Consider the following 23,097-nt stretch of genomic DNA (forward strand, 5'->3'; position numbering starts at 1 on the left):
GGGGGACTTTTGTAACATGGGTGCATGAAAACGACGACTCAGCCGATAGAGATATACGATACAACTTTGCGTGACGGTGCCCAGATGGAGGGCATTTCGCTGTCTGTAGCGGACAAGCTCAATATTGCCCAAGCCCTCGATGATTTAGGAGTTAGCTTTATTGAGGGCGGATGGCCCGGCGCGATTCCGAAAGACACCGAGTTTTTCGCGCTGGCGTTGTCGAAACTGCAGCTGCGCCACGCGACTCTGGCAGCTTTCGGCGCCACCCGCAAGGTGGGAACTAAAGCCAGTGAGGACCCCCAGGTCCTAGCACTGCTAGAGTCCGGGGCACCGGTGATTACCCTGGTGGCAAAATCCGATTTGCGTCATGTTACGGATGCCCTAAAAACTACCGGTCAAGAGAACTTAGCGATGGTGCGCGATACGGTGCAATTCCTGGTTAAGGAAGGTCGGCGTGTGTTCCTGGATGCCGAACATTACTTCGACGGCTTGACCCACGATGCCGAATACGGGCTGAAAGTGCTGAAAGCCGCCGGTGAAGCGGGTGCGGAAACGGTCGTGCTGTGCGACACCAACGGTGGCAATCTGCCCTCTAGCATCGGCGCGAAAGTCATGGAAGCCCGCGACTACCTGGATAAAAACGGCTTGACTCAGGTAAAAATCGGGATTCATACCCACAATGACACGGGGTGTGCCGTGGCTAACGCTATGGCTGCCATTGAAGCCGGGGCGGCGCAGGTCCAGGGCTGTGTGAACGGCTACGGGGAACGCACCGGTAACGCTGACATCCTCACCCTTGCCGGCAACATTGAAATCAAACTGGGTCGCCCCGCCCTGCTGAACGAAAAAGGTCTCGCGGAGCTGACACGCACTTCGCATCGCGTTGCAGAAATCACGAATCTGCAGCCGTCTAAGCGTCTGCCTTACGTGGGGGATTCTTCGTTTGCGCACAAGGCAGGTCTGCACGCTTCGGCTATCCGCGTGAATCCAGACTTGTATCAACACATTGATCCCGCGACGGTGGGCAACGATATGCGGATGTTGGTTTCTGAGATGGCAGGACGGGCATCAGTGCAGCTGAAAGCCAAAGAGTTGGGCATTGACCTGTCCGGGACACCCTACTTGACCGGTCGCGTTGTCGAAGCAGTGAAGGAAAAGGAGTCTCACGGTTACGTCTTCGACGCGGCTGACGCCTCCTTTGAGCTACTGGTGCGGGCACAAGGCGGGGACTTACCGACCTATTTCGAGGTCGAGACGTGGCGAACTTTGGTCCAGGCTGGTCGAGCGTCTCTCAGCGAAAACGGGGAAGCAGAAGCCGAAGCCACCGTCAAGCTGCGGACTCGTGACGGTCGCAAAATTGTCACCGGGGAAGGCAACGGTCCGGTCAACGCGCTGGATCACGCGCTGCGTCAGGCATTGTCCCAAACCTACCCGGACATCACGAATTTTGAACTCGTAGATTACAAAGTGCGGATTTTAGACACGACTTCCGGAACGGACGCGACCGTGCGGGTGCTGATTACCACCACGAACGGAGACATCCAATGGACCACTGTTGGGGTGGGGGAGGACGTGATTGAAGCGTCCTGGGAAGCCCTCGTCGAGTCTCTGACCTGGGGCTTGATGCATCTCGGGGTGCGCCCGAAGGTGTAGTTCGAGAGGTTTTTTGCCCAATATTTCACAAGTTTCCCCGACCGGGTTTTCCGGTTGGGGAAACCTATTTTGGGTAAATTCGTTGCAATGGCACACAAAAAATGGGAAAAAGCCTAAAATGTTAGCGATGAACAGCGATTATGCTCTATGTAGGATGATTCGGTTTATCGGATACGGATACGTTTATGGAAGGCGGCGTTCTTAGATGTCGAAGAAAAAGGCGGCACCAGCACAGACTGGTGCTACCGTACAGGTCGGCGAGAGCCTGAAGACTGGCGGCAAAAAAATCTCTCTCGGGAAAAAGATGGTTCTTGTAAATACGTTTGCCGCTGTAGCAGCAGTTTTGCTGTTGATAGTGGAATGGATTGGGTTCGGTATTGCGAATGCAGACGTTTCCCAAAAAGCCTCTAACTCGCAGACGGCACAGGAAATCACCAAGTTAGCAGAGGAATGGCACTCCGCAGAATTCCTCTGGTCGCAAGGGACCTATACCGCTCTGCGCAACGATCCGAACGCGTTGCAGACTTTTGAAAAGTATCTCCAGGACTTGGATGCTTTCAATCAGCATGTGGAGAGTTTCCCCACGGACCAGCTTAAAGCTCAGAATCAAGCCACTTTCGATAACATAAAATCAGATGCGGCATCGCTGAATTCCATGTTGACACAGGTCAGCGGGTCCGCGACTTCTCTGGATAGCCTGCGCGGTGCCGTGGGCGCTAATGCGGAAAATATTCATAATGTTTCGACATCGATTAGCGATAACATCGGAACGTTGAGCGCGGATCTTGGCGTTCAAAACCAAGCCATCAGTGACAAAATAAAAATTGTTCAGCCTCTGATGGTGGCAGCGATTATCGTTGCCGGCGTGGTGATTTTGTTCGTTATGCTGCTGATGAACCTAAAGATGTCGCGTGGTTTTGTGAAATCTGCTCAAGAAAGCTCCGCAGCTTTGAATCAACTGTCCCGCAAAGACTTGGTTATTCACCCGGTTAAATATACAAATGATGAAATTGGGCGTCTGGCGGACAAGCTCGAGATTGCAGCCGAAAAGTTGCGTAACATTTTCGGTAAGACTGTGACAACAGCTGAAGAAGTACACACCACTACCCAAAAGATGGTGGGTGACGGTCATGACCTCATCGGCACTATTGAACAAGCCAGTAATGTGATTACCTCCGTCGCGGCTGCCGCCGAGCAAGTTTCTACCAGTATTGCCACGGTAGCGGCAGCTGCGGAAGAAATGGGAGCTTCGATTCGCGAGATTTCGTCAAACGCCAATGAGGCAGCCCGGGTTGCACAAGAAGCCACCGAAGTAGCGTCTCAGACAAACGAAACCGTAACTAAGCTGGGCGAATCTAGCCAAGAAATCGGTGAGGTTATCGAAACGATTACAGCGGTGGCGGAACAGACCAACCTGCTGGCGCTCAACGCTACTATTGAAGCCGCTCGTGCCGGAGATGCCGGTCGCGGATTCGCGGTCGTGGCTAGCGAAGTGAAGGACTTGGCGGCAGAAACTACCACAGCTACCGCTGACGTGGCCGCGCGAATTGAACAGATTCAAGTCGACACCAGTCAGGCGGTGGAAGCTATCAGCCAGATTAGTGACGTCATCGCTCAAATCAACGACTTCCAGGCGACTATCGCGGCAGCAGTGGAAGAGCAAACTGCTACCACTAATGAAATGACCAAGTCTATTTCGGAAGCGTCTTCCGGTTCTACTGAGATTGCAGCAAATATTAACGAGATAGCCCAAACTACCAACACCAGTGCCGATAACCTCCGCGATTCCATCAGCAGGGCAGAAGGCGTGGTGGACCAGACACAAGATTTGAACCAGCAACTTAGCGAATTTACCTACCGGGAAGGACAGTGAGAAGTATGACTCAGACTAATCCGGTCACACAGCTAGGGGAGCAGGAAATGAAGACTCAATCGAATACCACGACGAAACCAGAAAAGGTATACAAGCGCACCACCCTGATGATGCGACTGTTTAGAGGAGCGTTGCCAGGATTTGTGGGAGTGCTCATCATCGGGATTGCCGCCCTCTTTACGGTAGTTCAGACTAACCACAGCACCACAGGGTATTTGAACGCATCTGCTAATGCGGAAACATTATCTTTGATGGAAGCCGAGACTCTCGAGATTGGTCAACATCAGTACGCGTACGCCCGTTCCATCTTGGAAGGCCACCCGGATGAGGAACAGGCTAAGAAGCTGGAAGCAGCCCAAGATGTGTTGGAAAAGAACCTCCAAAACATTATTGACACCACGCACTCCGATCAGGTTCGAGAGGCGACGCAGGAGATTATGAAATCTGCTGATAACCTGCGCGAGGTCATTGCCCAATCCACTTCCGAACTGCAATCCAATCAGGGACAGAATTCCGAAATCCTGAACACGGTCATTCCCCAAACTGTCAACGATATGGTTGCCCAGCAGGATAAATTGACATCACTGCTCACCCAAGAAGTGAACCAGTCTCAAAAAGAGATGCATGAACAGCGCATCCAAGCGTCGATTTTCCAGATAGTATTTTTGGCTTTCTTGGCAGGCACGGCAGCAATATTCATGGGTAGGGTGCGCCATTCCATCACGAATTCCGTAGAATCTGTGGAAACCGTGGTGAAAGGCTTGTCCCAAGGCGACCTGACGCGTCGCGCAGTCATTAATTCCAATGATGAGCTGGCAGACATGTCACGGGCAGTGAACCTTTCCAACACCACCTTGCAAGAGGCATTTGGCGCAGCGGCGCGTACTTCCGAGACGGTTCGTTCCGAGTCGGAAACAGTGGTGGACCTGACTTCCAAGACTGCCAAAGCAGCAGCCGATTCGGCGTCACAAGCCAATGCGGTTGCGGGAGCAGCGGAACAGGTTTCCTTTAATGTCCAGACCGTTGCCGCGGGCGCAGAAGAGATGGGCTCGGCTATCCGGGAGATTTCGTCTAATGCCAACGAGGCAGCGCGAGTCGCCCAGGAGGCTACCGCCGCCGCTGAGGCGACCACCCAGACTGTTGAAAAACTGGGCAGATCGTCGAAGGAAATTGATGACGTCATCCACACCATCACCGCTATTGCGGAGCAAACTAACCTGCTGGCACTCAACGCCACCATTGAGGCAGCGCGCGCTGGAGAAGCGGGCAAGGGCTTTGCGGTAGTCGCTGGCGAGGTCAAGGATTTGGCTGCGGAAACGGCTAAAGCCACGGACAACGTCACGGGACGGATTGCCAAGATTCAAGAGGACACGGATTCCGCCGTGAGGGCCATCCGACGCATCTCCGAGATTATTTCTCAAATTAACGACTTCCAAACCACCATTGCCGCTGCGGTCGAGGAACAGACTGCCACCACCAATGAGATGGCGCGTTCCGTGACGGAGGCAGCCTCCGGTTCTTCCACGATTGCAACGAATATAGGTCAGTTTGCCGGCGCCGCCAGCCAAGCGATAGAACCGTTGAATGCTCTAGCGACGACCGCTTCGGATTTGCAGTCCAAAGCGGAGGCTTTACGCGATGAACTGGGCAAATTCAAATATGAATAAATGCGGCTGAATGGTCCTCTCGATCCGCGACACAACTCAATACTGAGATGAAAGCTCACGCTGGTGCCCTCCTATGGCTTAAACTTTAGATGTATATCTTCTCTTGTTGCCAAAGGAGGGCATCGACGTGATTGGTTCGGTCCAGGAGTTCGCTCGCCTGTGTACTTCGGATGATGAAGAGGACTTCATGCGGGCAATGACGGACGTGGCGCCGACTTTCATCTGGGAGGAGATCATTCGCACCCGCCCGGATTTGGCTGAGTATGTGGCGCAATCACAGAATTTGCCCGACACCGTGTTTGAAACGATTGCACTATTTGCCCCGTGGCGGGCTCGTTACCTGGTCGCGATGCAGGAACGCACTCCCGCTTATGTGCTCGCTAAACTCGCCAAGGACGGCGATAGTCGGGTGCAAAAGGCGGCGGTCGCTAATGAACTGACACCGTTGAAAGTCATTGCTGAACTGCGTAAAGATGCGAACGAGGAAATTGCCCAGTTGGCGAGTCTGGCGTGGACCGAGCGGGCAGAAAAACGTGCCGGCAAGCATTCCGGGCGTCCCGAGGTCACGTGGGATGTGCCTCAACCGCCGGGAAACGCTGAATCTGAGAACGGCGAGGTATCTCGTTACAAGTCATATTTTGACGAACTGTGTGCGCAACGCGGACTGACTGAGAACGAAGTCGTGCGCGGGTTTGATCCTCGTGACCCCCAATTACCGCTGGCGCCAGAAGAGCCGTGGGTAGTCGCTCCTTGGGGCGAAGAAGGATACGTGGTCGGTTCGCAGCGCGGTGCCGAGTTCGCCGCCTACGAAGTGCTGCCTGACTTGGAATCGGCAGTATCCCTGGTCGCTCGATTGGTGCGGGAAAAACCAGAAACTGGTGAATTGCCGGTCAACGCCGCCGAGCGTGGTCACCGCACCGCCATCGGAATTGATGCCCGCACGATTTCCCGCGGGGGGAAACCTGGCTCGAATGAACTGCGTCCCGGTGATCTCTTGGATTGCTTTGACGATGACAAAGCCCAGTTCTTGTTTGCACTGGGCACCCCCTTGGCGCAGCGGGGAATTAGCTTAAAGAACGAGAAGCCCTACCGGGTTTTTGAAGTTATGGCACCTCTGCCCCTGGCAGTTTTAGAGGGGCTTACCGCGAAAACTGCCAGCAATCCGGGGGGCGGGGCAATAGTGGTTTTGGATAAGCCCCTGCGCTGGTACCTCGATCACAACTTCCTGCGTGAACTGCGCTAATTTCTCATATTGAGACAGCAATTTCGTAAACTGAAACCAGTGGTACGATGAGACTGTGTCGCAAACCATGCTGCTGTTGCCTAACCGCGTAGGGCTCTGAATCGGCCAGGCCCCCTGCGCGGAGTTTTCTGCTCGCCTGGCAACTCAGATAACAGCAACAACAGCAAAGGATTTTCATCATGCGTACCTCTGGATTTACCAATCGTCAGCAAACCTCCGGAATGCCTCACGGCAAATATCGCCCGTTCCTGGACACCAACCCCATCTCACTTCCGGAACGGACTTGGCCCAACAACCGAATCACCAAAGCCCCACGCTGGTTATCCACCGACCTACGAGACGGCAACCAAGCCCTCATCGAGCCGATGGATCCCGCGCGTAAACGCGAAATGTTTGACCTCCTGGTGCGTCTGGGCTTCAAAGAAATCGAAATTGGTTTCCCGGCCGCATCCCAAACCGACTTTGACTTTGTACGTTCCTTGGTCGAGGATGACGCCATTCCCGAGGACGTGACCTGTTCAGTCCTCTCGCAATCCCGCCCGGAGCTGCTGGAACGCACCCTGCAAGCCATTAAGGGCTACCATCGCGCGACCGTACATCTCTACAATGCGACCGCCCCGGTCTTTCGCCAAGTTGTGTTTCACAACGATAAAGCGCAAACCATCGCGATGGCAGTGTCCGGTACTCGTGAGGTCATCGCCGGAGCTGAAAAAATCCTGGGGGAGGACACGATTTTTGGATACGAGTATTCCCCGGAGATTTTCGTAGACACGGAAATCGATTTTGCCCTGGAGGTTTGCGAAGCTGTCATGGAAGTTTGGCAGCCCGACAGCGAGCGGGAAATCATCCTCAACTTGCCTACCACTGTGGAACGCTGCACCCCCAACGTTTACGCCGATCAAGTTGAGTACTTCTGCCGCCACATTTCGCACCGGGAACATGTCTGCGTTTCTGCCCACAACCACAACGACCGTGGCACCGGTATCGCGACCGCTGAACTGGCGCAGATGGCGGGGGCAGACCGGATTGAAGGATGCCTGTTAGGTCAAGGTGAACGAACTGGCAACGTTGACCTGGTCACTCTGGCGATGAACCTATTTAGCCAGGGCATCGACCCGCAACTGGATCTGTCCAATCTTGATGAAGTTCGCGCTATCGTCGAGAGCTGCACACGCATGACCACCCCGCCGCGGCTGCCCTACGTGGGGGAATTGGTCTACACGTCCTTCTCCGGCTCCCATCAAGACGCGATTAAGAAAGGCTTCACTGCGCGCGAACAGAAAGTCCGGGACGCGGGCGGAGACGAAAAGCAAGTTATCTGGGAACTGCCTTACCTGCCTATTGACCCTCACGATGTGGGGCGCAACTACGAAGCTATTGTGCGCGTAAACTCGCAATCCGGCAAGGGCGGTATCGCCTACCTGATGAAAGAAAATCATCACCTCGACCTGCCACGACGCCTGCAAATCGAGTTTTCAAAGATTGTACAGCGCACTACCGACCGCTTCGGTGGGGAATTGGGGGCGAACGCCCTGTGGCAAATTTTTGCCGATGAATACTTGCCGGCGTCAGAAGCGGGGATTGACTCGCGTCACTGGGGGCGTTTCTTGCTTGACGGGGCACATGTTTCTTCCGTTCCGGCGCCTTCGGACGGGGACACGGAAGTCTCGATTTCCCTCAACGACCGTGGTGTGAAGCTGCAGTTGGAGTCTTTTGGTAATGGTCCTATTGACGCTTTCGTCCATGCGTTCGAACAGATGGGCATGGAAGTGCGAATTTTGGATTATGTGGAGCACGCTTTGAGCGCCGGCCGGGATGCGACCGCTGCGGCTTACGTCGAGGCCGTGGTAGACGGCGAGGTGCTGTGGGGGGTCGGCATTGATTCCTCGACCATCCGCGCTGCCTATAAGGCTGTAATCTCGGCGATTAATCGGGCGCAGCGCCAATCCCAAGAGGACGGTTCGGTTACGTGTTCTTGAAAGTGCAACGTATCGAGATGACGGGTCAGAAGGCGACCGTGGTGAGGTTTTCGTTACTGGTTTAACTAACTCTGCAGGGTGACTAGCGATGCTGATACCGCAGACTAACTGAGCTACTCCATATTTCGTGCAGTGGCGGGGAATAACCTGTTGCCGGCTTTATCTGTTTCGTCTGAGGTCTGATGCTCTTGCAACGATGAACATTGTTGCTTTGGGTCAGTTCGCGGGAAAACCGGAAATCAGCGCTGGAGGCTTTTTGCGGGAAAAAAATTTCAATGTACGCCATTAGCCTGGTTAAACAGATACCATAGTGTGGTTAGTTGACAGTTGTTCCCTCAGGAAGATGATGAAGTCGCAGAATACGGAAAAGACAGTAAATCTACGTGCGAAGTTGACTCTAGTAAACGTCCTGTTAGCGGTGGTGGCAGTGCTTGCACTAGGCGCCACTTGGGCGGGAATGTTTGTGGGTAACCGAACCATGAACGAATCAATTGAGCGCGCAAACGCAAATGAATCGCTGGCATCGTTGCTTAATCAGTGGAATACCTTGGAGATTCTAGAAGCGCGCCTTACCCACGAGTCAACGGGCGAGTTGGGACAGACAGTTGACACCTACCTCCAGGCTAATGACCAATTCGCGAAAGGCGTTTCAGAGGTCAAGACTGAGAAACTGAGTGGGGCAATGCTTCACTTATATCAAGAGATTAAGAATCTGGCTGATAATCACAATGATTTAGTTGCTGCCATGCAACAGGAGGCTCCTCAATTACCTGGGGGAGTAGCCGACGCGATGCGCGACCACGCTGCAGAGCTTTCAGCCACGTCTGAATCCATGAATGCCGCTATGGACCAGTTGGTTTCTCAAGTTGCGACAGATAAACAGTCTGATAAACGAGCCATCACCTTAAGCTCTACTCTCAGCAGTACTTTCACGATTGTGGTTAGCGCTTTGGGTTTCATCGTCATGATTTTGCTCGGATTGTTCTTGTCAAAGGCAGTGAGTCGTTCGGCAGCCCAAAACGTAGCGGCTCTTGACGCTTTAGCACGTGAAGATTTAACCGCAAAGCCGCAACGTTTCAGCAATGATGAAGTGGGATATTTAACTCAACAATTCACAGTTGCGGTGGGGCAGCTGCGTAAGGTAACCGCGGATGTGGTGAACACGACTCGGGATGTTAACACCACTACAGCGCAGATGAGCGCTGATGGAGCGGCGATTATTGGCGAAGCTCGGAAGGCTTCCGAAACGGTGATTTCAGTGGCAGCCGCGGCTGAACAAGTCTCGGCTTCTATCTCTTCAGTGGCGGCCGCCGCAGAGGAAATGAGCAGTTCCATTAGAGAAATTTCCACTAACGCAGCTGAGGCATCGAAGGTGGCGACAGAAGCTACTGAAGTCGCTCAATCGACCAACGAAACGATGGTACAGCTCGGGTCGTCCTCGAAAGAGATTGGTGAAGTTATTGAAACTATTACCGCAGTAGCCGAACAGACCAATCTGTTGGCTTTGAACGCGACGATTGAGGCGTCCCGTGCCGGAGAAGCGGGGAAAGGATTTGCCGTGGTCGCCAGCGAAGTCAAAGACTTGGCTGCTGAAACTTCCAGAGCAACCGCGGAAGTTGCCACGAGGATTGAAAAGATTCAGCAAGACACGGACAGAGCCATCAAAGCCATTACGGAGATTAGCGATATTATCTCTCAACTCAATGACTTCCAGACGACTATCGCAGCAGCGGTGGAAGAACAAACTGCCACGGCAAACGAAATGTCTAAATCGATTACGGAAGCCTCAAATGGTTCCACCGAGATAGCTTCCAATATCCAAGACATCGCATCCGCAACCAGGGATTCTACAAATGATTTGGAAGATTCAGTGAAACGAGCTAAATCTGTGTCCGTAGAAACCGCTTCTCTGGACGCGGAGATGAGTAATTTCGTTTACTAGAGGGAATGTGACAACCTATGGAAAGCCAAGAAACCGTGAACACTAAAGTACCGCTAGACGCCGTTGTCTCCGCATCTCCGCAAGTCAATAATTCCCCGACTGATCGCCAGAATCGGCGCAGCTCATTCAGGAAGGAATTCCTGACTGTGGCGCTGCGAGGTATCGTGGCAATGCTGGTAATCCTGCTCATGTCCGCTGCAATCTCCGTCCTCTATGATGGGAAAGTCAACACCTCAATGGAGCTGTCCAGTGTCAGCGTCAATTTGAATGTGATGCACGCGGAAGTTAAACAAGTGACGAAATATCAGCTCGCAGCGGCAAATGATTTGGAAGCTGGACGGTCACCCCAAGAGTCTCAGGCAAATAGTGAAACTGCAGCTCAAAAGGTTACTGAATACTTGGATGAGTTTAAGAAACTGTCTCAAAGTAGCCAGATTGATGCGCAAATTGACAAGGTCGGCGCGCTGCAATCTGAAAACATCAAAATAGGTAAAGACATTGTTAATCAGTTGCAAGCTGATAAAGATCGAGATGTATCCGGATTAAAAGCAGCATTATTGGAGAACCTAGATTCTAGTGAAAGAGAAATCTCTACTCTAGGAGACCTGTTGCACAAGGAGCGCGCTGACGCTCAAGAGACTGCAGTCTCTACCACTTGGCTGACAGTTCTGTCGCAGCTGGTCATGGTAGTCATTATTGCCGTCCTGGTGGTGATATTGACGGCGAGGCTGCGCAAACGGATGAGCGCTTCGACAGATTCTATGCAACATGCTCTTCAGGCAATGGCAAAGCGAGACTTGACGGTAACAGCCGTGAGCCACACTGATGACGAAATTTCTGACATGGTGAATTCGCTCAATGCTTCACAGATACGTTTGCGTGAAATATTTGGTAAAGCGCATCAGACTGCCGTTACCGTTGCACAACAGGCATCTTACGTGGAGAGTCTCACCTCTAAAGCAGCCCAGGTAGTGGGGGAAAAGAACTTGCAGGCGCACGCCGTGGGAGGCGCAGCCGAGCAGGTTTCGTTTAACGTGCAGACGGTTGCGGCAGGAGCTGAAGAAATGGGCAGCGCTATTCGCGAGATTAGCTCTAACGCGATTGAAGCTGCAAAGGTAGCTCAAGAGGCGACCAAGATTGCTGATAGCACCAGAAAGACCGTGGAAGAACTCAGTGTGTCTTCTCGAGAGATTGACGACGTGGTGCGCACGATTACCGAGATAGCCGGACAAACGAATTTGCTGGCTTTGAACGCAACCATCGAAGCTGCGAGAGCGGGAGATTCCGGAAAAGGATTTGCCGTCGTGGCAGGAGAAGTTAAGGATTTAGCTTCCGAAACTGCCAAAGACGCCGAGGAAATCACCCATAAGATTCAAAAGATTCAGGCTGACACTGAATCGGCAGTTGAAGCGATTCGCCGTATTAGCGAGATTGTAAATGAGATCAATGATTATCAAACTACTATTGCGGCAGCAGTAGAAGAACAAACTACGGTCACCAATGACATGTCAAGGTCTATTTCTGAGGCCGCTACTGGATCGTCTGATATTGCGGCAAAGATTAATGAATATGCAGAGTCAGCTGCTAATGCCCAACAGCCAATCCAAGAATTGGCGAACACTAGCCTACGTATGAAACAGGCAGGGGAAGGTCTGAAGTCTCAGCTGGAACAGTTCAAATACGAGTAAGGCTTTGTTTTAAGCATCGCCCTGACTGCTGCGACATGCCCGGAACAGGTCTCAGTTTCGACTGGCACGGTGGCGGTTACGGTGCTGTTAGCTTTGTTCCTTGTCGCCGCGTAATGCCCTATTTCCACGAATTTTAGCTAATCTCTAAAGCCAGACGTGGCATAATGATTCTTGATGAGAACGTTTCGAGATGCGGCAGTTGTCTTGCGTACCCAGGACTTGGGAGAAGCTGATCGCATCGTGACCCTGCTGACTGAGAAACACGGGCTTTTGCGCTGCGTGGGGCGGGGAGTACGTAAGACCACTTCGCGCCTGGGCGCGCGACTGGAACCTTTTGGGACGGTCGACATTCAGATTCGCTGGGGCAAGTCCAACCTGCACCATATCGAACAAGTAGAAATCCTGGCACCCTACGGTCGCAGTCTCGCTAACGATTACGCTCGCTACACCGCTGCCAACCTGATGGTGGAAACCCTGGAACGTCTCACCGAAGACTCTTGGACTAACGAGAGGTACTACCACCTAACTAATGGGGCCTTGCATGCTCTCGCGACGGGGCGTCATGAGCCGTCTTTGATTCTGGATTCTTACCTGTTACGTCTCATGTCATTGGCGGGCTGGGCGGCAAGCTGCTGGGATTGCGCATCCTGCGGAGCCAGGGGACCGCACGAGTACTTTAATCCCAGTGGCGGCGGAGCGATGTGCGTAAACTGCAAGCTAACCGGGGCGCGCCCGGTTGATTCTGAGACGATGCGCTTGTTGGCAGCGTTGGCTACCGGAGATTGGCAAATTGCCCAAGAAAGCGGATGGAAGGCACGTGCCGAGGCCCATGCTTTAGTTTCGACCTTCGTGCAATGGCACGTGGAGCGTCGTCTGAAATCCATGTCCCTACTGGAACTTGCTTAGGGCTACGACGTGGAAAAATCCTGGGTACGTAGCATCACTCCGCCGCGGGAGAATCCTGAGTTGCCGTCTGGATTGTCACGCGGGGCTGTCTCACACGTGGCAATCATCATGGATGGGAATGGGCGCTGGGCGAACGCACAGGGCTTGAACCGCACTGCCGGTCACGAGGCAGGGGAATACGCCCTGATGGACACCATTGCGGGAGCTGTCGAGGCGGGGGTGAAATTCTTAAGTGTGTACGCGTTTTCTACTGAAAACTGGAAACGCAGTCCGGCAGAGGTGAAGTTCCTGATGGGATATTCACGCCGGGTGCTGCGGGATCGACGCGATGAACTGAATGCTTGGGGAGTTCGCGTGCGGTGGAGTGGGCGGGAAGGCCGCTTGTGGAAATCGGTCCTCACCGAACTGCGGAGGGCAGAGACCTTGACCAGGGGAAACACCGGCACTCAGCTGATTATGTGTCTCAATTACGGGGGGCGTGCGGAACTCGCTGACGCGGCTCGGAAACTTGCCCAGCGAGTCGCAGCGGGAACACTAAATCCCGAGCGTATCACCGAGGCTACTTTCGCTCGGGAACTGTATCTGCCGGATGTACCGGATGTTGACCTGCTCATTCGCACTTCCGGGGAGCAGCGCACCTCTAACTTTTTGCCGTGGCAGGCGGCTTACGCGGAACTTGTTTTCGCCCCCGAACCGTGGCCCGAGTACGGGCGGGCGGCTCTGTGGCGGGATTTATTGGCCTACCAGCACCGCGACCGCCGCTTCGGCGGGGCGATTGATAGGCCGCAGTGACGATTAATCCAAGCGCAGCGGGTGGGTCTTGCACGAACGACCGTTTTCAACGCGAAATTTAAGCGCGAACCATTCTCGAAAGCCCTCAACCTGCGGTAATGAATTCCCACCGAACCCCGAATCTGGGAAACCGGGTCTGAAATCGGTCGTTCGTGTTGTCCCAGATTGAACCCCGGTTTTCCCGATTCCTAACCGCGGCACAATAGCGTCAACGAGCGGTAAGGTAAAAGTATGAGCAACGACGTTTTACCTTTTGAAACTGACGGTGTCATCGACCCGAAAAAACTTCTGGAATGGCTGCCCAAAGACCTCTTTATCGGTGGTAACTGGGAACCCGGCGCGGCAGACGAGCGCTTCGAGGTCTTGAACCCTGCAACTGGCGCCGCCCTGGCGCAGGTTGCCAGCGGCAACGCCGCGGACGCCCAAGCCGCCTTAGACAAAGCCTGTGCAATTCAGCAAGAATGGGAGGCAACCCCGCCTCGTGAACGCGGCGAAATCCTCCGGCGAGCCTTTGAGCTAATGGACGGCAAATATCGCTACGCCCTGGCGGTAACGATTACCCTGGAGATGGGTAAACCTCTGGCACAAGCCGACGGGGAAGTCACCTACGGAGCGGAGTTTTTCCGTTGGTTTTCCGAAGAAGCCTGCCGGGTTCGGGGGGATTACTACCGCTTACCGGAAGGCAGCCTGCAAGCCATGGTCATCAAACGCCCGGTGGGGCCCTGCGTGTTTATCACTCCGTGGAATTTCCCGCTCGCGATGGGAACTCGCAAGATTGGTCCTGCTGTAGCAGCCGGGTGCGTCTGCGTGTTGAAACCGGCGCGAGACACCCCGCTGACAGCACTGTTCCTGGCGCGAATTTTGGAAGAAGCGGGCCTGCCTGCCGGGGTGCTTTCCGTGGTTCCCACCCTTCATTCCGGGGAAGTCAGCGACACTTGGCTGCATGACTCACGGGTGCGGAAACTTTCGTTCACCGGTTCGACTGAAGTTGGTAAGGATTTGCTCAAGACCGCCGCGGACAGTGTATTGCGCACCTCTATGGAGCTCGGGGGCAATGCGCCGTTTGTCGTCTTTGATGACGCGGATGTGGACCGTGCGGTGGACGCCGCCCTCATCACCAAGATGCGCAACATGGGTGAGGCCTGCAACGCGGCGGATCATTTCTTTATTCAAGAGGGAGTTTATGACGAGTTCGTCACGAAGTTCGCCGCCGCGATGCGGGCGCAAAAGGTTGGCGACGGGATGAGCGAGGGGGTGGATGTCGGTCCGCTCATCAACCGCAGCCAACTTGAAAAAGTTCGCACCATGGTTGACAAGGCCCTCGCCCAAGGGGCGGAAAAAGTCGGGGGAACCGGCAACTTGGACCCCCAAACTGTTGACCCCGGGGGATTCTATTACCCGCCCACGGTCCTCACGAACGTCAGCCCCGACAGTGAAATCGTCACCGAGGAAATCTTTGGGCCGGTCGCACCCGTGGTGCCTTTCCGCTCGGAAGAGGAACTGGTGCGCCTGGTCAACGCCGACCGGATGGGCTTGGGCGGATACGTACATACTTCCTCGTGGGAGCGCATTTTGCGCCTGGCGCAGCGCATCGAAATCGGGATGATTGGATTCAACTCCGCCACGATTTCCAACGCCGGAGCACCTTTCGGCGGGGTCAAACAGTCCGGGCTGGGGCGCGAAGGCTCCACCGAGGGGATTGCGGAATACCTCGAGACGATTTATATCGGTTTGCCGGCTCCCAAACTCGAGTAAACACGCAGCGCCTAGATGAACAGCGAGGGATCGATGTTCATATCGGGACTGACCGGTTTCTTGGGATTGCGCAGCTTCGCCGGCACTCCCAGGGCGATACGCCCGGCAGGAACGTCCTTGACGACTACGGCGTTGGCGCCGATTTTGGCGCCGTCTCCGATGTTGATGGCGCCCAGGACTTTTGCTCCGGCACCCACCATGACCTCATTACCCAAGGTCGGGTGGCGTTTGCCCCGGTTCATGGACTGCCCGCCCAGGGTCACCCCGTGAAAAATTAGGCAGTCCTCGCCAACAACCGCGGTTTCTCCGATGACCACCCCGGTTGCGTGGTCGATAAAGAGTCGGCGTCCGATGGTCGCGGCCGGGTGGATGTCTACTCCCGTGATGAGGCGGGCGAATTCCTGAATCAGACGCGCAATCATTTTAAAACCATTGACCCAAAACCGATTGGACAGCCGGTGTGCCCACAGAGCGTGAACTCCCGGATAAGTGAGCGCGACTTCTAAGCGTCCGCGTGCGGCGGGGTCACGTTTCAAAGCTGTGTCCAAGTCCTCCAACAGCAAGTCCCGCACGCCGAGTTTATTGGCGGGCAGATGCCGTGGCGGGGTGGTGTGTCTCACGAAAGTCATCAGGACGGGTACTTCCTCTGGTTGGTTGAACGACCGGACGCTAACTATTCTAGGCTATCGTTCCCGAGGCTCGTTTCGGGCGGCTTGTCCGGCAAGTTAAAGTGCTCTGCTTGAGTCCGCCCGAGCCGGTCCGAGCCAGCCCGGGCGGGTCGGGTCATCCCCGTTCATTCGCCGAAACTGCACCAGGGCGGTGGGTTCAATCAGCCTGGTTGTCGCGGTTCCTCAGTCGCCCAAGTGCGCGAACAGTACCGTGGACAGGTAGCGTTCGCCGGTGTCGGGAAGCAAAGTCACCACGGTCTTGCCGGCAAATTCAGGTCGTGCGGCGAGGGCAGCGGCTGCCGCTAGGTTCGCCCCGGAGGATATCCCAACCAAAAGACCTTCTTGCGTGGCGGCTTTCCGCGCCGTCTCGATGGCATCGTTAGAGGTCACCGTTATGACTTCGTCAACGGTTGCACGGTCGTAGTTATCGGGCACAAAGTTGGCGCCAATCCCCTGAATCTTATGGGCACCTGCCTGACCGGTGGACAGCAGAGCCGATTCTGCCGGTTCTACTGCCACGACCCACACTTCTGGGTTCTGTTCCTTGAGGAACTTTCCAACCCCGGAAACCGTGCCGCCGGATCCCACTCCAGCCACAAACGCGTCAACGTGTCCCTCAGTCTGTTCCCAAATTTCGGGACCGGTGGTGCGGTAGTGAATCTCAGGATTGGCAGGATTATCGAACTGCCCAGCGAATACAGCTTCGGGGTGGTTCGCTAAGTAGTCCTCGGCAGCTTTAACTGCGGCTGCCATCCCCCCTGCGGGGTCGGTCAGCAGCAACTCTGCCCCATAAGCCTTCATCAGCTGTCGACGCTCCACGCTCATGGAGGATGGCATCGAGATGACCACCCGATACCCCAGCGCAGCCCCCACCATGCACAGGGCAACCCCGGTGTTACCGCTGGTAGCCTCCACAATAGTGCCACCGGGCTGGAGCGCACCCGAGGCTTCGGCAGCGCGAATAATCGCCAAGCCAGGTCGGTCTTTTACCGAACCACCAGGGTTCGTGAACTCCATTTTTGCCAGCACCTTTGCGCCGGTTCCCGCGGGTAGTATCCGATTAATCTTCACCAGAGGAGTGTGTCCGATAGTTGCCGTGACGTCGTTCGCATAGCTCATTTTTAATCCCTTAAATCTCTTTTTCGGTATTTCCGTTCGTTTTCCTGACAGTGCAGTCTATTACAACCGTGAGCGCACTACTTTTATTCCCGCCTCGCCAAAAGTTACCGGCGCGCCGAGCTGGGCGGCGAGAGACGCGGCAAGTTCGTCCTGGGTGCAGCCTTCCACCGCCAGTTCAAACGTGACCCGGTTTGACCAGGTTACACTCAGGGGTTTGCAGTTTCGCGAGTGTAGCCAAGATTCCAGGGCAGCCGCGCGGTTAGCGGCGACGTCAAAGGACACCACAGGTGCGGATTTGACCTCAAGCCTTCCCGCAGCCGCAATAGCGCCCTGCGCTGCCTCACTGTAGGCTCGCACTAAGCCGCCAGTTCCCAGCTTTATCCCGCCAAAATATCGTGTCACTATCACGCAAACGTTTTGCATTTCGCTGCCCAGTAACACATCGAGCATGGGACGCCCGGCGGTTCCACTGGGCTCCCCGTCGTCATTGGAATGCTGGACCGCTTGCACACCGTGTTCCCATCCTGCAGGCAAATAAGTAAAAGCTGAACAGTGATGGCGCGCATCGGGATACTGTTTCCGTTCGGTTTCGATTACCTGACGGGCGGTGGGTTCATCCACGATACCTCGTGCCACTCCCAGGAAACGCGACCGTTTAATTTCCAGCTCGAAATATCCCGGTGCGTCCTCGGCGATGGTCACGTAACGATGCCTCATCCTTTTACCTCACGGTGGTTCAGTTTGATAAAAATATAAAATTGTTGCTAACATTGTATGTCTTGTGAACAATCACCAACTGAAAGGAGCGCAGGGCAATGGCAGTACCCAAGCGCAAAATGTCCCGCGCCAACACTCGTGCACGTCGTTCTGCTTGGACGGCTAAGTTGACGCAGCTTGATAACGTTAAGGTTCAGGGTCAGGAAGTCGCGATTCCGCGTCGCCTGGTGAAGGCTTACCAGACTGGCCGTTTGACCGTCGAAGACTAACAAGGTCGATATTCGCGACGCCCGGCCCCGGTGCTGGGCGTTACGTGTTTAAGCATCTCAAAAGTTATTTCGGGCAGGTTTCCGGGTAAGGCTCGGAGATGGAGGCAGCACCGTGGTGGACTTGAGTAGAGTCGAAATCGTTTTGTTGGATATGGACGGCACCCTGACAGATTCCGTGTCTCGAATTACCGAGTATTTTGCAGCTTTGGATTTGGAGCTGCACGGTCGGATGCTTTCGCCCGACGCTTACAAGAAATATGTGGGTCCGCCTCTCGCTGATTCGATGCGGGATATGGAACCGGATGCTGACGAGCAACGAGTGGCTTTCATGGTCGCGCGGTATCGTGAAATGTATTGGCCCAATGCTATTGATGTGCCGCTTTATCCCGGTATCCGGGAAATGCTGGAAAAGCTGCGCGCTCGGGGATACCGCCTGGGCTTGGCTACCACCAAGTCTCAAGAGATGTCTTTGCAGATCCTCCAGCACTTGGGCATAGCAGATTTCTTTGAGGTCGTTTCGGGGGTGATCCCGGGCACGTCGCGGGTGGACAAACCTGCGGTAATTGCCTGGGCTTTGCAACAGTTTGGCGTGGAGGAACCACAGGACAAGCGGCGTGTTGTGATGGTTGGGGATCGGTTCTATGACATCGAGGGTGCTCAGATTAATGGCATTTCGGCAATTCTGACTACCTGGGGCGATACGACTCAACCAGGCGAAGAACGCGGGGCGGTCCAAGTCGTCTCGACCCCTGCCGAGCTGCTGAGCGCTTTGGGCGTCCATCCGGGAAAGAACTAACCGGCGTGGCAACTCAACAGATGTCTATCAGCTCTTGGAATTTCACCGGATCAAATCTGGTGGTAGCGGGGGATAACCTGCCCGTACTGGAGCAGCTACCAGACGAGTCTTTTCAACTCATTTATATAGATCCACCGTTCAATACGGGAAAGGTGCAGTCGCGTCAGTCCCTGAAAACCGTGCGTTCCGATGTCCCGGTTGTTGGTTCACGGGTGGGGTTTCAGGGGCAAACTTATGAGACTGTGCGCGGGAAAGTTACCGCCTATAATGATAGTTTTTCTGATTATTGGGGTTTTCTAGAGCCTCGCTTAGAGCAGGCCTGGCGTTTACTGGCTCCCACCGGGACATTATACCTGCATTTGGACTATCGTGAGGTTCACTATGCAAAAGTGTTGTTGGATGCGCTGTTTGGGCGGGATTGTTTCCTGAATGAGATTATTTGGGCGTATGACTACGGAGGGCGTTCCAAGCGAAAATGGCCCGCCAAACATGACAATATCCTGGTATATGTTAAAGACCAAAAACAGTATTATTTTGATTCCGATTCAGTGGATCGTGAACCTTATATGGCTCCTGGCTTGGTCACTCCGGAAAAGGCGGCACGGGGCAAACTTCCGACTGACGTGTGGTGGCACACTATAGTTTCCCCTACCGGAAAGGAAAAGACCGGATATGCCACCCAAAAACCCGAGGGTATTTTGCGGCGCATCGTCCAGGCTTCGAGCCGTCCGGGGGACTGGGTATTAGATTTTTTTGCAGGTTCCGGCACGACCGGGGCAGTCGCGGGCACTCTTGAGCGCCGTTTCGTATTAATAGATGAAAACCCAGAAGCTATTGAGATTATGCGTAGCCGGTTAAATCGGGCGAACATTTCAGTGGAGTATCTCTCAGAGTAAGGCTCGCTTCGTGAATGTGAAACTACCAAAGATTACCCGGAGACGCAGTCCCGAAGTGTTAGCGCCAGCAGGAAACTTGCGGGTGTTAAAGACCGCGGTGGATTACGGCGCGGATGCGGTGTACTGCGGCGGGGCAGAATTCGGGATGCGCGCAGCGTCGAAAAACTTCACGTTAGAGGATATTGAACAGGGTATTCGCTATGCCCACGCTCACGATGTCCGGGTCTATGCCACCGTGAATATCATTCCTGGCAACGCAGAAGTTGCGGGAATGAACGCTTACTTGGGGGCACTGGCGGAAATCGGAGTGGATGCGCTCATTGTTACGGATATTGGTGTTTTGATGGCAGCTCGACAGATTGCACCGCATACTGAGCTGCATATTTCCACTCAAGCCGGGGTGATGAACTATCAGGCAGCAGCCGCTTTGCATGAGCTGGGCGCAAAACGTGTCGTTTTAGCTCGGGAGATGAGTTTGCCGGAGATTCGAGAAATGCGTGCGAAAATTCCCGGTGACTTAGAGATTGAGGCATTCGTACACGGTTCCATGTGTATGGCTTTTTCCGGGCGCTGTTTGATTTCAAAATACACCACGGGACGGGATGCCAATCATGGAGACTGCGCCCAAAGCTGTCGATGGAAATATCATGTGGTCGAGGAAAAACGCCCCGGTGAGTTTTTTCCCGTCGAGGTGACGGATAATGGCACCTACCTGTTCAATTCTCAGGATCTGAACATGCTGGCACACCTGGATGAGGTTATTGCCGCTGGGGTCACCAGCTTGAAAATAGAAGGCCGTGCCAAGGGTGAGTATTACGTCGCGGCTCTCACTAATGCCTATAAAACCGCGGTCACTACGTATCTGAACGGAAAGGAAAACGCGACCGACCTGGCACGTGACGATACTTTTGCCTTGCCTGAATGGGTCTTGCAAGAACCGTACAAAGTAACCCACCGAGAGTACAGTACCGGTTTCTTTTACCCCGAAAAAACAGTCGGCGAAAGCATTACCCGAGGCGGGTATATTAGTGATTGGCTGTGGTTGGGCACTGCGGTAGATTATGACACCGACACGCAGTGCTTGACGGTGCTTTCTCGCAATAAGATGGTGCCAGGACAGCAAGTAGAGTTCCTGATGCCAGGAACTGAGCCAATTCCGTTCCAGATACCTTATGCGGGGATACGTGACGAAACGGGGGAAATGGTGAATGAAATTAATCACCCGGCACGCGAGTTTTCTTTACCCTGCGCGCAGATTATTCCCCCTGGCGCAATGCTGCGCGGGAAAGCCCGTTAGGTGCATCCACAGCCGAGTTACTGGCTGGGGCATAAGGTCGGATCACGCTTTGAGGGAATAGGCTTCAATCTGGTCTTGGGCTAGGGTGTAAGTGTGCACATTGAGTATCAAAATGATTTAAAACCCGGTCAAGCCGAAATTTTGGTTCGTGACCTGCTGGAAGTCTCTTTTGGACCCGAAGAACTGGGAAACCCTGATGATTTGATTACAGAGCTAGCGGGCAGCGGACTCCAGGTGTGCTCAGCATGGGACGGTTCACGACCATTAGGGGCGGCAATCGGTTGGTTTGCCACCCCGGAAATTACCATGCTCAGTTGGCTGGCAGTGAGTCCCCTGACCCGCGGACATGGCGTCGGCTCTGAGCTGTTTCACCGGGCTATCTCGCAGTGGGAATCGTGCCACAACCCACTCTTGATTTTGGGGGAAGTGGAAAATCCTCATCTGCACGTAGCTTCTGAACAGCATGGCGATCCGCGTCGGCGGTGGGCGTTTTATCAACGATTGGGTGCCAAATATCTGGACTTTCCTTTCGAGATGCCCCGACTCAGCCCGAATGTACCGGTGGGCGAGGACATGTGGCTAGTGAGTTTTGCCGGTCGGGCACACGTCGCTATTGACCCTCAAACCGGTGAGCTTTCCGGTCTGGGCGTGGGCAGCGCGCTGCGGGAATTCCTGGATGCTTATTTGCGAGACAGCGCCGAGACTCGTGACGCGAACGGCAAATACCGTCCGCCGGTAGAGCGGATGCTGGAAGCAGCAGCGCAACTCGACTAATTTCATGGGTTCTGCCACACGCTACACGCTAAACCTGCCACTGTGCCCGGAGACGGCGACGATTTAAAGCGTGGGGTCGGCAGTGAGGACTTCGGCAACCTCGGAGCGAGTAGGGGAGTAGGCTCCGACTTTGCTGACCGTGAGTCCCGAAGTGATAGTGGCTCGGTGTAAAGCTGGTTGCACGTCACCCAGACGCGCTTGCCGTAGCCGGGCTTTAGCTGCTCCTGAGCCAAGCAACCCCGCGTCGAGCAAACCAGAAATCAGCCCCGCCATAAAAGAATCTCCGGCGCCCACAGTGTCCGCGACCTCTATATTGAGCGAATCTACTACCAGCATGTCCCGGTCGTTCGCGCACAGCGCATAGGAACCCCACGGTCCGCGAGTGGCAATGACCAGCCCAGGTCCCATACTTTTCCATTTGTGCAGCACCGACTCGAGGGGCACACCCTCGCCGTAGAGCCAGGCAATATCCTCATCACTGGCTTTCACCACATCAGCGAGACTGATGATTTCTTCAATCTGAGGTCGGACTTCCTCTGGTGTACCCATCAGCGAAGGACGCACATTTGGGTCGTAGCTGACGGTTCCCCGAATCGCCATCGACTTTACTGCTGCCACCACTGCACCAGCGCCGGGCGCGAGCGTTGCGGCGAAACTGCCGGTATGCAGATGGCTAATCTGAGTTGCGTCCGGCAGCGGTGGCACTTGCCAATCCAGCTCGAAGTCGTAGGTCGCCCGACCGGCGGAGTCAATATGGGCGTTAGCAATCGGGGTTTTTTCAGCATGGTCGCTGCCCGCGATAATCTCTACCCCGGCAGAGAGCAAGTGAGCTTCAAGGCGGTTGCCCCGGGAATCATCACCCCACCAAGACGCGAGTGCGGTGGGGTGTCCCAGACTGGCCAAACCGCACGCCACATTCAAGGGGCTACCGCCCACTTTTTCTTCAACCTCGCCGGCACGTTCAATGACGTCAATTAGTGCTTCACCTAAACACAGTACCGGCATTCCCGTTGAATTCATCTTTGCCATGGTTACTACTCCGCACCTAGTTTTTAGAGATTTC

General features: G+C 54.5%; 19 protein-coding genes. 15 read left to right on the forward strand and 4 right to left on the reverse strand.

Going from position 1 to position 23,097, the window contains the following annotated elements:
• Positions 1-24 precede the first annotated feature (24 nt).
• From cimA to HMPREF0573_RS07315, 10 genes are all read left to right on the forward strand, one after another.
• Positions 25-1,653 (forward strand): citramalate synthase, encoded by a 1,629-nt coding sequence (gene cimA / locus HMPREF0573_RS07270; RefSeq protein WP_004007005.1) that lies wholly within the window; start codon positions 25-27, stop codon positions 1,651-1,653.
• A 205-nt stretch (positions 1,654-1,858) separates the two neighbouring features.
• On the forward strand, positions 1,859-3,526 hold the full coding sequence (locus tag HMPREF0573_RS07275) for a methyl-accepting chemotaxis protein (protein ID WP_013189417.1): 1,668 nt from the start codon (positions 1,859-1,861) through the stop codon (positions 3,524-3,526).
• Between the two features lie 5 nt (positions 3,527-3,531).
• Complete coding sequence (locus tag HMPREF0573_RS07280) at positions 3,532-5,193, forward strand: methyl-accepting chemotaxis protein (RefSeq protein WP_013189418.1); 1,662 nt, start codon at positions 3,532-3,534, stop codon at positions 5,191-5,193.
• A gap of 103 nt (positions 5,194-5,296) precedes the next feature.
• On the forward strand, positions 5,297-6,436 hold the full coding sequence (locus tag HMPREF0573_RS07285; protein WP_004010860.1) for a TNT domain-containing protein: 1,140 nt from the start codon (positions 5,297-5,299) through the stop codon (positions 6,434-6,436).
• A 179-nt stretch (positions 6,437-6,615) separates the two neighbouring features.
• Positions 6,616-8,415 carry a 2-isopropylmalate synthase gene (gene leuA / locus HMPREF0573_RS07290; RefSeq protein WP_041798026.1) on the forward strand — a complete coding sequence of 600 codons (1,800 nt, stop codon included), beginning with the start codon at positions 6,616-6,618 and terminating at the stop codon, positions 8,413-8,415.
• A gap of 343 nt (positions 8,416-8,758) precedes the next feature.
• On the forward strand, positions 8,759-10,357 hold the full coding sequence (locus HMPREF0573_RS07295; RefSeq protein WP_013189420.1) for a methyl-accepting chemotaxis protein: 1,599 nt from the start codon (positions 8,759-8,761) through the stop codon (positions 10,355-10,357).
• A gap of 17 nt (positions 10,358-10,374) precedes the next feature.
• Positions 10,375-12,045 (forward strand): methyl-accepting chemotaxis protein, encoded by a 1,671-nt coding sequence (locus tag HMPREF0573_RS07300; RefSeq protein ID WP_013189421.1) that lies wholly within the window; start codon positions 10,375-10,377, stop codon positions 12,043-12,045.
• 174 nt (positions 12,046-12,219) lie between these two features.
• Complete coding sequence (gene recO, locus HMPREF0573_RS07305) at positions 12,220-12,951, forward strand: DNA repair protein RecO (RefSeq protein WP_013189422.1); 732 nt, start codon at positions 12,220-12,222, stop codon at positions 12,949-12,951.
• A 9-nt stretch (positions 12,952-12,960) separates the two neighbouring features.
• Complete coding sequence (gene uppS / locus HMPREF0573_RS07310) at positions 12,961-13,743, forward strand: polyprenyl diphosphate synthase (RefSeq protein WP_041798027.1); 783 nt, start codon at positions 12,961-12,963, stop codon at positions 13,741-13,743.
• Positions 13,744-13,974: 231 nt separating this feature from the next.
• A complete protein-coding gene (locus HMPREF0573_RS07315) occupies positions 13,975-15,498 on the forward strand; it encodes an NAD-dependent succinate-semialdehyde dehydrogenase (RefSeq protein WP_013189424.1) in 1,524 nt (507 codons plus the stop codon).
• 11 nt (positions 15,499-15,509) lie between these two features.
• On the opposite strand, the gene cysE is transcribed toward HMPREF0573_RS07315, so the two are convergent.
• From cysE to HMPREF0573_RS07330, 3 genes are all read right to left on the reverse strand, one after another.
• Positions 15,510-16,127 carry a serine O-acetyltransferase gene (cysE, locus tag HMPREF0573_RS07320; RefSeq protein ID WP_004010854.1) on the reverse strand — a complete coding sequence of 206 codons (618 nt, stop codon included), beginning with the start codon at positions 16,125-16,127 and terminating at the stop codon, positions 15,510-15,512.
• A gap of 222 nt (positions 16,128-16,349) precedes the next feature.
• Positions 16,350-17,285 carry a cysteine synthase A gene (cysK, locus tag HMPREF0573_RS07325; RefSeq protein WP_013189425.1) on the reverse strand — a complete coding sequence of 312 codons (936 nt, stop codon included), beginning with the start codon at positions 17,283-17,285 and terminating at the stop codon, positions 16,350-16,352.
• 60 nt (positions 17,286-17,345) lie between these two features.
• Positions 17,346-18,002: an IMPACT family protein gene (locus tag HMPREF0573_RS07330; RefSeq protein WP_013189426.1), complete on the reverse strand. Its 657-nt coding sequence runs from the start codon at positions 18,000-18,002 to the stop codon at positions 17,346-17,348.
• 98 nt (positions 18,003-18,100) lie between these two features.
• Between HMPREF0573_RS07330 and rpmF the strand changes: the two genes are divergently transcribed.
• The 5 genes from rpmF to HMPREF0573_RS07355 all read left to right on the forward strand — a co-directional run bounded on the left by rpmF (position 18,101) and on the right by HMPREF0573_RS07355 (position 22,034).
• Positions 18,101-18,271, forward strand: coding sequence for a 50S ribosomal protein L32 (rpmF, locus tag HMPREF0573_RS07335; protein WP_004006992.1), 171 nt, complete (start codon positions 18,101-18,103; stop codon positions 18,269-18,271).
• A gap of 112 nt (positions 18,272-18,383) precedes the next feature.
• Entirely contained in the window at positions 18,384-19,067 is a 684-nt protein-coding gene (locus HMPREF0573_RS07340; RefSeq protein WP_013189427.1) for an HAD hydrolase-like protein, read from the forward strand.
• 20 nt (positions 19,068-19,087) lie between these two features.
• Entirely contained in the window at positions 19,088-19,963 is an 876-nt protein-coding gene (locus tag HMPREF0573_RS07345) for a DNA-methyltransferase (RefSeq protein WP_013189428.1), read from the forward strand.
• A gap of 10 nt (positions 19,964-19,973) precedes the next feature.
• Positions 19,974-21,260: a peptidase U32 family protein gene (locus HMPREF0573_RS07350; RefSeq protein ID WP_041798028.1), complete on the forward strand. Its 1,287-nt coding sequence runs from the start codon at positions 19,974-19,976 to the stop codon at positions 21,258-21,260.
• A gap of 93 nt (positions 21,261-21,353) precedes the next feature.
• A complete protein-coding gene (locus HMPREF0573_RS07355) occupies positions 21,354-22,034 on the forward strand; it encodes a GNAT family N-acetyltransferase (protein WP_013189430.1) in 681 nt (226 codons plus the stop codon).
• A gap of 63 nt (positions 22,035-22,097) precedes the next feature.
• On the opposite strand, the gene HMPREF0573_RS07360 is transcribed toward HMPREF0573_RS07355, so the two are convergent.
• A complete protein-coding gene (locus tag HMPREF0573_RS07360) occupies positions 22,098-23,063 on the reverse strand; it encodes a carbohydrate kinase family protein (RefSeq protein ID WP_013189431.1) in 966 nt (321 codons plus the stop codon).
• Between the last annotated feature and the right edge of the window lie 34 nt (positions 23,064-23,097).

This window comes from Mobiluncus curtisii ATCC 43063, assembly GCF_000196535.1.
Lineage (GTDB): Bacteria > Actinomycetota > Actinomycetes > Actinomycetales > Actinomycetaceae > Mobiluncus > Mobiluncus curtisii.